The organism is Pantoea sp. VS1 (genome assembly GCF_002207995.1).
Lineage (GTDB): Bacteria > Pseudomonadota > Gammaproteobacteria > Enterobacterales > Enterobacteriaceae > Pantoea > Pantoea dispersa.
Window position 1 is genome coordinate 1 of record NZ_NHZE01000090.1, and the last position, 10,935, is coordinate 10,935.

Consider the following 10,935-nt stretch of genomic DNA (forward strand, 5'->3'; position numbering starts at 1 on the left):
GGCTGAGAGGGGCACAATGGTTCAGAATCTGCTGACCACAGTGAACTTTCTGTTTGTTGTAACTAACCGCACTGTCCGGGGCCCGCGTTAGCGGGAGGTACTTCAGATTCTGAGCGGCGTGGACGTTTACGGCCGCTGCGAGCGAAGGCCTTTTTCACCTGTCCACAGGACGGGTGCTGAATAGGTTTTATATTTAAAAGTAAGTAATAACTTTTTTTTAAAAGAAAGGAGATCGGTTTTTTAAAAGGATCATCGCGGTTTGTGAAAATTTCGATTCGTGGTTAAAAGCCTTACCGGGCAGTAGATAATTGTACAAGCCTCTCGTGGTTAATGTGGATAACTCAGGATTACACGGTCTCACGATGAAGGTCAGCGGAACGGGGGGTTTTCTGTGCGCCTGGTCGCAGAAAAGTGCGCAGTGTAAGCGACTGATTTGGACAATATTTACTCAGCTTTTTTCAACAGGCGTGCGAAGGCCTCCGGCGCGAACCGGATAGTTGTAAAAGGGACAGGAAGGTGGTCAGGATGGCCAGAAAGGCCGGATTTCAGGCAGAGCAAAGCCGACGCTATGCGCCAGATGATTCAGCCGGGTATCAGCAGCCGTCAGGTTGTGACCAGCAGATCGTCAGACAGCCTCGCATAATGGCCACGCGAGAGCTTCATGCGTTCCGTAACGCGGCGATCTATCTCCGCGCGAACCGCATCGAGCCCGCCAAAAAAGCGGCCGTTACGGATTTCTTTCTGGATCTGCAGGCGAACCAGCTGCTCGATATCTTTGCGGGTACGTGGCGCATCCTTCCGGGCGCGATGACGCTTCATGCCGTGTTCACGGCGCGACTTCTGGTATTCGCGGAAGCGTTCGCGCACAAACGCCCAGGCGGCACTGATAAGTTCGTCGGCGCCGGCGCGCGGCAGACCTTTCTTCTCGCGCTGACGGTTTTCCCACTCGATGCGGCTGCGGCGGGCAGCGGCGACCGCTTCCTCGGAGACGTCCAGCACCTGCCACATCAGCGGTGTAAAAGTGATGTCGGTCGGAATATTGCAGCCGATTTCTTTATCATATTCGGTGTTGTAGGTGAGGAGTTTTAGCTGGGCCATGAACTGCACTGCGCCGGTAAACCGGGTGATCGAAAGACGTTTCTTCTCGGTGGCCAGCCCGCAGCGGATGCTCATGGTCGTGAGCGAGGCACCCACGCGGTTGGCCAGCGGATTGAAGTAGTGGCAAAGCGCCTGCAGCGAGGCTTCCAGAGCACGCATGCGCAGTTCCGGCGGGCGGCGTTTGCGCTCACCCCGGGCGATCGACATCGCAACGAGCGTCTGGAACTCCATGCGACGCGTAAAGCCGGCCGCCTTTTCACGGATTTTTTCGCAGAACGGCAGCGTATCTTTGCCTTTTTGCGGTATGAACTTCGGATTCGGATTCTTTACCTGCCGGTAAAATGACGTGCTTTCAGTAAGTTGCTCAGCCACGCCTTCCTGCGCTTATGTTGCACAGAAGGAGCAGGCTCAGAAGGTATTGCAGTTTTCCGGGCATGAAACTATACTCCCCGCATAGAGCAACAGCTTCTATGCAGAATAAGTGGGCCCCGTTAGTCTTCTCCTGAGTCGCCAAACTGAGGAAGATTATCGGGGTTTCGTTTTTTCTGGCCTTAACTAATCAGTCAGCACCAGTCCTCTGCCACCTTTCGGCGTGGCCCGCCAGAATTCTTTACGGTTTGCAATCTATCACTTCAACTGACATACGACAAGAAAGTAATACCATTACCTATTCATCGTTGTCATTAAACGCTTTTTGTAAAAGACGCTCGATGTACTCAGCCTGAGTTACGCCTTCCTTTTCACATTCAATCAAAAGCCTGTCTTTAATCGGATTTCGCACGAAGATCTTGAGCTCTTTGTGCGTCAGCTTTTTTCTGGCCACAGCTGCCTGCTGCTTTTCAGACGCGCTTAAAGGGTTACCTTTACGATAAGGGCGTTTAGATCCTGACGAGGAAGTGACTGCGTTAACTGACTGCGACATCTCTGCCTCCTCCACTAAATTCAGAGAGAATTTGGCAGAGAATACTACAGATCTCTTAAATCAGCGACTTAACTTTGTGCAGAGGTGTGAGATACGTTGGCGCGTATCTCGCCTGGAAGCGAAGAAAATCTTATTTCTGCTGGTCAGTAAGATGATTGCCAGTCTTTACCACCGTCCCATCGTGACTGCCAGTGCGCCAGGTAGGTCTGCGTCAGTGCCGGTACGCCGCGCACAACCAGCGCGTTCCCGGAGTTCGATTCCGCCGCGCTGCGGGTGTAATTGAACGAGCCCGTACTTATTCAGCGAAACGATCACGGACGATCGCCATTCAGGCGACGGGCAGGGCGGTCAGGCTGAGGCGTACCGCAGCGGTGCGAGGAACGAACAGCCTGAACGACGTGGCCGTCAGGGGGTAAAGGTTCTGGCGGGATGGCCGATACCCCCTCACGCGCCGGCAGTGAAACCATTCTGATAATGCCAGCGCTGCTGGTTGCCCGGTTCTGCACCGGGCTTTTTTTAGCTTCCGCCTGCGCGGACGATGGCCTGCTGCAGGACGTCTTCACTGACGACGCCCGGGATGACGGTGGTGTTGTCTGCCGTGGCATTCTCTGCCGGCATGACGATAATGCCCGGCGTGCCCGTCAGTCCCAGCATCTCAGCCAGCGCGTCGTTGTTTTCAATGAGCCTGTCGGAGGCAGCACTGTCATCACCGGAAGCCGTACCTGCGCCGGCGGCCGTGGCCACCTTTTCAATATCCTCTGCCGTGAGTTTCCCCTCGTTGTGACCGGTCCGGTAAATCCCGTTGTGGAAGGTCATGTAGGCCTCCGCGCCCTGCCTGCGGTAAATACCCAGCCCGCGGTGCGAGGCAAGCCGCGATTCCGGATAGCGTGCGGCAAAGATGGTCCAGTCGCGGAAGGCAAAGCGTACGCCGGCGTTGGCGGCCATCACCTTTTCCATCACCGGCGCCATCATGCTGCAGGCGATGCATTCGTAGTCAAAGAACTCCGTAACGATGACCTTCGAATTCGCCGGCCCCTTAACCGGCACGCCGCCGAGCTGCATCAGCAGACGGTGGGCCTTCAGCACTGACTGCACGTAAGCCTGCTGCTGCATCGCCTGCTGGCGCGCCTGCAGCTTTTTGCTCACCTCAATGAGCACGTCGGGATGCGCCACCAGGTAGTCAGCTGCAATTTCACCAATGCGGGCCTGCTGCGCGGGGGTAAAGTCTGCAGCCTCAGCCGCATTCGATGGTGTTGAGGGCAAAGCGGTGCTCATGGCCAGCGCAATGGCGGCCAGTTTCAGGAGTGGTCTCATAATTTCTCTCACAGGCCTGCGCGGGGCAGGCGGAAGGTAAGGCGGCCACACAGGGCGGGCCGCAGTAATCAACGTTCTTTCTGGATATGACGGGTGATTTCTGGTGCCGGCAGCTCCCTGTCCGGCTCCCGCCCGCGGGGTTCCGGCGGCAGGCTCAGTTGCGTCTGGCGCTCAAGCTCCCGGGCAGTATTCGTCAGGACTGCAGGCGTAACAGCAGGCTGTCTGTCCCGGCTGGCAGGCGATGCTCTGTCCAGCTCTTCCCGGACCTGACGGACGACTGTCGCACTGACCACACCTTCCTGTTCAGCTGATACGGGAACCTGTATTCCGGCAGGCAGCCCTGAACCTGAAAGCGCGCTCAGCACTGCCCGCAGGGCTGCGTCACCCGGTGCGGAGGTGGTCTCAGATAGCGCACCGGAAGCCTGCCTTATCAGCGCCGCGTAATCCCGGACAGGTTCACCCGGCAGCTGAGGCAGCTTCTGCTTCATCAGCTCACTGATACGGACGGCCAGCGCAGATGACAGGGTTATTTTTTCCATGACGCTTTCTTCCTGAGGAAGTTTTACCGGGTCTCGCGCCGTGGCCACATTCTGCACGGACTTTTTCAGGCCTTCTGGAGTTAAATCTGAGGCGGCTTTTTCGTCAGCTTTCACAGAGGGCAGAACCGTGTTTTTCTCCAGAGCTGCCAGGGCGGCGCGCAGCTGCTGACGCTCATCACGGTATAACTCTGTGGGCGGCACCACCTTCAGCATTTCCTGAAGTTCAGCCCGGATGAGGTTCAGCATCGTCGCATCAGGACGACTCATCAGCTCATAACGGCCCCCTGCCACCTTCAGCAGCTGCGCAGACGGTGGCTGCGCACCGTGTACGAGCAGAACTCCCGCCTCCGGCTTTTCGCGCGCGGCCGTCAGGCCCTGCGCGAGGTCGGTGACCAGCAGCACCTCACCGCTGCGGCTCTTCTGCAGCATGGCCGCCTGCGCGCCCTCCGTGACCAGCTGGCGCACAGGACCCGGTGTGATGGTGCCCTTTTCGTGATGCAGCGGAACCAGCGTGACGCCGGCGGTTTTGCCGTTGGCGTCCCATGCCGGCAGTGCCAGGTGCGGTTCCGGATATTTTCGCGTCGGCGGGATGATACGCGCCGTCACCGGCGCGCCGCTCAGCCCGTTGCCGTTGAGAAACGCGCGGCCGATGGCGGTTTTCCCCACCGGCTGCCCCATCGCCCAGATGGCCCGGGCCTGTTTACGCTCCGCCTCCGGCGACAGCGCGTCGTGGGCCGTTTTGAACCCTTTTTCTTCCCGGACCAGGGCCTCCTTCCAGCGCTGGACGTTGTCGGTGTAAACCTGCACGTGCTCTTTTGCCCTCGACAGGCTGATGTAAAACGCGCGCATGCCGCTCATGATGCCGCGCCGGCCGGTGGCACTTTCCAGCGCGATGACAAAGCGGCTGCTCGCCGCCTGCGCGCCGTGCCCGGTCACGGCCCACGCGTAGTCAATGTGGCGATCCGCCTGCGTGACGCCCGGCGATATCACCTTTTCTCCCGCCGCCCCCTGCAGCACCACCTCACCGTTTTCGCGCAGCGCCGCCACCCGGTACTGGTCGTGCGCCGCGTGGCCCGCCTGCCGCTGGGTCTTGTTCATCCGGATGCTGTCGCCGGTGCGCAGCTCCAGCGTTTCCTTCCGGAACACCTCGATTTCAGTGGCGTTCAGCTCGGCCGGCGAGTAGTAGCGCATCCGCCCGTCCTCGTCCCGCAGCAGCACGTTCTGCGTGCCGCGGTCCACGCCGGTGACGCTCAGGTACCGGTCGCCGCTCAGCACCACCTGCCCGGCCTGCCACGCCTCAATGCGGTTAAAGTCGTGGCGTCCGCCGCTGATGCGCTCCAGCACCGGTACCGTGACCGGTTTTGCACCCAGCTCACCGGCCTGCACCATAGCCTCATGAATGCCGGCGTTCACCGCCCGCCGGTCGTCATTGAGCGACACCACAATAAGCGTCTCCGCCCGCGCGGCGGGCGTGCGGCTCATGTAGTCGCTGACGATAAAATCAATGACACCGGGCGCCCTGCCGCCGTCGGGGCCGGGCAGCTCACGGCCGTTCTCATCCTTCGGCGGCGGCGGAACTTCTGTCACCGACCGCGCCGGGGCCTGACCGCCCGCCTGTCGCGGCACCACTGACGGCGACACGCGGTCAATTTTCTCCAGCGCCGCGGCGGCCTTGTTTTCAATGACGCTGTACACCGCGCCGCGCAGGTCGTCGCTGAGCTGGCGCTTGATCTCCTTCATTACCGCCACGTCGATCGGGCTGCGCTCCTGCAGCAGGCGGAACGGGGCGCCGCTTTCCGGCGACTCGAGCTGGGCGACGTCGCCCACCATCACCGCCCGACCGTTGCCCGCCGCGATGGCGCGCAGCGCCTCCGCCGTGTCCTGGTTACCGAGCATGGAGGCTTCGTCAATCAGGAACAGCGTGTTCGCGTAGCTGACCTTTTCGCCCGCGGCGGTGCGCTGCTGCCAGTCAACGAGGAAGGACTTCATGGTCTGGCCCCCGATGCCGATGCTGCGCATCTCTTTGACCGCGCGGTGCGTCGGCCCCAGCCCGATAACGGCCGGCCGCACGCTCTCCGGCAGCGTGTCGATGGCGGTCTTCACGGCGTCAAACTGGGTGGTTTTCCCCACCCCCGCGTACCCCTGCACCGCCGTAAAGCGGTCGGTGCTCTGCAGGATCAGTCCGGAAGCCGCGCGCTGGCCGGCGGTGAGGCTGGCAGACAGCACGGCGGAAGGGTCTGCCAGCAGCGGCGTCTGCGTGTTTTTACCCGCCTCGACCTCACGGATGATGGCCTTCTCCATTTCCCAGGTGGCGCGGGCCACGTAGCGCACCTCGCCGCCGTACGGCACCTTAATCAGGTCGCCCGCCTGCTCCAGCCGGGTGATTTCGCCGCGGATCCCCTCCAGGCTGCCGAGAAACTCCGCCGCCTTTTCGGTAAGCTGCGCAAACGGAAACGCCACCTCGCGCATGTTGGCCACCGCGCGCGACACCGCCTTCTGCGCGTCGTTCTGCACCCCGGCCTTCAGCGCGCTCATCGCCTCACCGGCTTCCCCGCTCCCGCCGAGCTGGCGGACCAGCTCCAGCGGCGTGCGGTTGTCGCGCAGGCGCCCGAGTTTTTCTTCCGCGCGGCCCAGCGCCTCGCCGGTAAAGATTTCGGCCTGGCTTCCGGACTGCGCCAGCGCGTTCATCACGTTGGCGGACAGGTCGCGGGCGCCGAGCGAGGCCAGCACCGTGCCGCTCTCGCGGTCACGGCTGCCGGGTGCGCTCACGTAGTTATAAGTGACGTAAAGAGGGGCGTCGGTACGCAGCCGCAGCGGGCGCGTGTGGCCTTCCCGCTGCACCGTGAGCACGCCGTTTTCAACCGACGTCACCGTCAGGCGATCGCGCGCTTTCAGTCCCGCCTCCCTGTCCGCCGCCAGCGCGAACAGCTGCTCACCCTGCGCCACGCTGAGGGTTTCGCGCGTGAACAGGCGCCAGTCGCCGGTCAGGGCCGACATCTTCACCCGGGACAGCACGCCGTCCCCGTCAATCAGGGACAGCATGCGCGTGTCCGCATGCACGCGGTCGATAACGTAGTGGCGCGTTTCATCCTTCTCCGTGCGGTCTTCCAGCACCATGCCCGGGCGGTACGTGCCCGGCAGCCGGCGCGATTTTGCCGTAACAAACACCGGCGTGCGCGCCTCGACGTCTGCCGTCTCACGCCCGAGTTTGCCGGCATTCTGCAGCGCGTCGCGGATGACACCGGTGAGCTGCTGCTGCTCGCGGGCCCCCACCACCACGGCGGTGACCGGGGTCTCACCTCCGCTGAGTTCCGCGTAGCGGTCGGCCAGCACCTGATAGCGCTCGCGCTTATCCTGAATGCTCAATACCTGTGTGGACATCTCCGGCGCCGGCGTGGTCAGCGTCAGGCGCTCCGCGCCCGCTGAGGCCAGTACAGAGAGGGCGTTTGCATTTGACTGCCGGCCGGCGCTGTCCAGAAACAGCAGCTGCGCGTTCTTTTCCCGCGCCTCGCCGGTCAGCACCAGCATCTCCTTGAGGCCGAGCTTTTCCGCCCCTTCGACGATGAGCGTGCTCTGCACCCCGAGGCTGAACGTACTGTCCAGCACGCGGCTGCGCGACAGCAGGTCGTTCTTCAGCAGCGGGGATTTGCCCAGGCTCAGGGCGCGCTCCGCGGAGCTGGTCAGCACCTTCACGTCACGGCCCTGTTCACGTGACATTGTCACCAGCGCCTCGGTGGTTTCACGCAGCCGCTGCAGGGAAGCGGGCGCATTCAGGATAGCCAGCGGCGCGCGCGCCGCTTTTTCCAGATGCGGCGCCGGCGCTTTAGAAAACACGCGCAGGTTCGCGACCTTATTCTCTTTCAGGATGTCCGCCGTCATCGACTGCACGGAGAGCTCATCGAGCAGGTGAATGTGCGAGGTGAAGACGCCTTTTTCGCCGTCCAGCGGCGTCAGCAAATCTTCACCGATGGCCTGGTCGATGGCACGGCGAAGCTCAGGCAGCGCCTGCTGCGTCTCCCCCGCCTCGTGGGCGGTCAGCAGCAGATCGCCGTAGGTAAAACGGGTACGGCTGTCGCTCAGCACCGAAATCGCGGTGCGCACCGCGTCCATGGCTTCCGTCAGGGCGGGACTGGCTTCTCCTGCAGCGGGAAGTTGCGCCTCGCGGACCTTTGCCTCGCTGATGACGGCGCCGATATCAAAACCGACGTCGTCCATCTGGCGCTGCCAGCGCTCCTGCAGGCGCGCACGGCCGTCAGCGGTTTCGGGCTTCACGATCGGCACTTCGTTATCCTGCATTGCCGGCGAAGCGGACGATGCAGGCTTCGCGTTTAGCATCGCTTTATCCTGTACGGACGGCGCTGAGGTCCCTTCCCCTGCGGTCGCTGGCGCTTTCTCCGCTGCCGCTGCTGAGCGGTCCTGAACCGGTAGATCCCTCGCCGGGGACGGCTCATGTTGCGGGCGGACAGGCGCGGGCTCCTCCCCGCCGTAGCGGCTGATATCCTGCTTGCGCTGGCGGGTATCGAGCGCCGCCACGTCGCGGCTTTTCAGCGAGGCGTCTTCACCGGCGCGCGCGTGGATCTCCCGGTGACGCGAGGAAAACTCATCCAGCACCGCATCCGTAAAGCCTTTGATTTCCCACAGCTCGTGACGCCCCCCCGTAGGCACCGTCTCGTAGCCGATAGCTTCAGCCTTACCTTTGAGCACGTTACGATAGATTTTGCCGTAGCTTATCTGGTTGCGGTAGGCCGTCTCAATAAAGCCGGCGCCGTGAATGGCGTCGGTGGCCAGCGCCTTCCACTTGCCGTCCAGCTCCGTGACGTTGGCCACCACCGCGTGGGTGTGGATCTGCGGGTCGAGGTTGCGCGAGGTGTCGTGCGTAAACAGTGCGGCGACCATCTTGCCGCTGGTGACGATCCGCGTCACGCCCTCTTTCGTATCGCGTGCGCTCACCATCTGCTCCATGATGGCCAGCGTTTCTTTTACCGCGTCGTGATGCGCCTCCAGCAGGCGCTTGTCGCCGCCGGCAAGAATGAGCATGGAGACGCTTTTGGGCGCCGAAAAGGTAAAGTCGTGGCCCGGGCGGTGCACGTGCGCGCCCTGCACCTCCTTACCGAGCGTCACACCGTTCGGCAGGCTGCCGTGCAGAATGCCCGTGAAGGTATCGAGGTCAACCGGCCCCTCAAGGCCCAGCTCCCGCGCGCCCTCGCCCAGCCACTGGGTGGGCATGTCGTCCAGAAAGTAATAGTTATCCTTGCTGCTGTAGTAGCCGGCAGCGTCGGCGGCAGAGGCCACCGGAGCAACGGTCATCATCGTTCATATCCTCCCGGGTCCAGGCTGTCACTCATCTCCTGGTACGCCGCGTAGTCGTCGCGGTGCCGCAGGATGTTTTTTTCGTCGTCGGCCATGCGCTCGTTGGCGTCGCCGTGCAGTGCGGCGCGCTCCTCCTCACGCTGCTGTTCGGATTTACGCGGGCTGATGTGCCGCACGGTCAGCCGGCCCCCGTCGTCTTTCTCCATCTGCATGTGCAGCTCCGGGGCTTCCCCCTGCGCCGCCCCCTCCTGCCGAGCGGCCTCCTCCGCGGCGCCTTCCCCGCCTTCCGGTGCGCCTGCGCGGTGCTTACGGCGAGCCAGCATCTCGAGCGCGCTCGGACCGGCTGGTTTTGACTTCATGACGGGGCGTATTGCAGCGACCGGCAGTACTTCAGCGGTGGAAGGCGCCGTGACCGGCACCGGCCGGGAGACTGGCGTTTCGGCTGTTGCATCAGAAGCGGGCGGATTTGCCGGCGGTGGCTCTGCGACCACCTTGTTCACCGGTGCCGGCACCACGCGCAGCGGGAACGGACGCACGCTGGAAGCAGGCGGCGTCTCACTGACTGCCCCTGATGCAGGCGGTACGGTAATGTCGGGTGCAGCGGTAGCGGGAACTGCAGGCTGGCCTGGTGCGACAGACGGCTTCACCTCTCTCACGGTAGCCGGCTCCGGCGTCGTCACGGGGACGTCAGCTTTTGCCGGCGCGGCGGACGGCGAGGCAGCCGCAGGTTTAACCGGTGCGGGCGCGGAAGCGCGGTTCTCCCCTTCCAGCCACTCCTCTCCGGTCGGGAACGCAATGTCCGCTGCCCGGGCGCTGCGCTCGTTGTTTTCGATAATGCGCTCGAGTTCGGGACTCAGCCGGTCACGGAAGTCGCGCTCCATCAGCGCCGGATGATATTTCTTCTGTCTGCGGTACTTCAGGCTCAGCTTCACCACCGGGTATTCGCCGGGCAGGCGCACATAGAACTGCAGATTCGGCATCTTCATGATCTGGTCGTAATCCACGATGGGCTCGTTGACCTTGTCCTTACTGATGGAGATACCGTCGCGAATCTGGTCGAGGCCGTAGCTGTTCTGCTCGCGCGCCTCGCGCCGGCGCTGGTGACCCAGCTCCTCCTCCACCATTTTGGCCACCTCGGCGCTCGGCGAGCGGCCGTAGGCGCGGGTGTTGAGCAGGTCAAAGATGGCTTTGGCCATCTCGCGGCCGTAGATGTGCACCAGCTGCGGGATGTTCTGGATGCCCAGCACGAAGCAGCCGCCGAACTTGCGCGCTTCGGCCAGCGTTTCGTTGAACTCCGGTATCTTCTGCAGGCTGGCAATCTCATCGCCGACGAACCACACGCGTCGGTCGCTGTTCTCCCCCATGCTCTGCAGCAGCAGGGTGGCCAGCGACAGCCACATGGATATCAGCGGGCGCACCGCTTTACGGTGGCGGGCCGTGGTGGAGATAAACAGCCAGCTGCTGTCGTACTGCGCGTCGGTCATCCACTCGCGGATACTGAACTCCGGCTTGCCCTCCTTATCCAGCCCCTGCAGGTAGCGCAGCGACTTGGCGTAGTTGGTCAGCACCGAGCGGATGGAGATGGCGGTCTTCTCGATTTTCTCCTCGACCAGGTTGGCCGACGGCGTGTTTTTGAGAAACTCGCGCAGGCTTTTCAGGTCGATCGAGAGGCAGGTCTTCAGGAACGTCTCGATGCTGCGATCGGGGCGTGAGGCAAACTGCATGGCCGTGTCGCTGAAGATGGTGCGCGAC

The 10,935-nt window shown here is 62.5% G+C and carries 6 protein-coding genes and 1 pseudogene; all 7 read right to left on the reverse strand.

The window, feature by feature from the left end; all coding sequences use genetic code 11:
• Positions 1-603: 603 nt before the first annotated feature.
• Positions 604-1,470 carry a plasmid replication initiator RepA gene (gene repA / locus CBW22_RS23445; protein WP_088518021.1) on the reverse strand — a complete coding sequence of 289 codons (867 nt, stop codon included), beginning with the start codon at positions 1,468-1,470 and terminating at the stop codon, positions 604-606.
• Positions 1,463-1,534 carry a RepA leader peptide Tap gene (gene tap, locus CBW22_RS27010; protein WP_071813605.1) on the reverse strand — a complete coding sequence of 24 codons (72 nt, stop codon included), beginning with the start codon at positions 1,532-1,534 and terminating at the stop codon, positions 1,463-1,465. Before tap ends, repA begins: the two co-directional genes overlap by 8 nt.
• A gap of 231 nt (positions 1,535-1,765) precedes the next feature.
• On the reverse strand, positions 1,766-2,020 hold the full coding sequence (locus CBW22_RS23455) for a replication regulatory protein RepA (protein WP_021507990.1): 255 nt from the start codon (positions 2,018-2,020) through the stop codon (positions 1,766-1,768).
• 143 nt (positions 2,021-2,163) lie between these two features.
• Positions 2,164-2,319: pseudogene (locus CBW22_RS26860) on the reverse strand (phospholipase D family protein); the annotation flags it as partial.
• 217 nt (positions 2,320-2,536) lie between these two features.
• On the reverse strand, positions 2,537-3,334 hold the full coding sequence (locus CBW22_RS23465; RefSeq protein ID WP_088518023.1) for a DsbA family protein: 798 nt from the start codon (positions 3,332-3,334) through the stop codon (positions 2,537-2,539).
• A gap of 68 nt (positions 3,335-3,402) precedes the next feature.
• Complete coding sequence (mobF, locus tag CBW22_RS23470) at positions 3,403-9,183, reverse strand: MobF family relaxase (protein ID WP_088518024.1); 5,781 nt, start codon at positions 9,181-9,183, stop codon at positions 3,403-3,405.
• Positions 9,180-10,935: type IV secretion system DNA-binding domain-containing protein (locus CBW22_RS23475; RefSeq protein WP_088518025.1), on the reverse strand; the 1,756-nt coding region annotated here is incomplete at its 5' end. The genes mobF and CBW22_RS23475, both read right to left, overlap by 4 nt.

Bases quoted from the DNA above. Each gene is read 5' to 3' on its own strand.
- CBW22_RS23455 (WP_021507990.1), bottom strand. From the start codon at position 2,020: ATGTCGCAGTCAGTTAACGCAGTCACTTCCTCGTCAGGATCTAAACGC.
- mobF (WP_088518024.1), bottom strand. From the start codon at position 9,183: ATGATGACCGTTGCTCCGGTGGCCTCTGCCGCCGACGCTGCCGGCTAC.
- CBW22_RS23465 (WP_088518023.1), bottom strand. From the start codon at position 3,334: ATGAGACCACTCCTGAAACTGGCCGCCATTGCGCTGGCCATGAGCACC.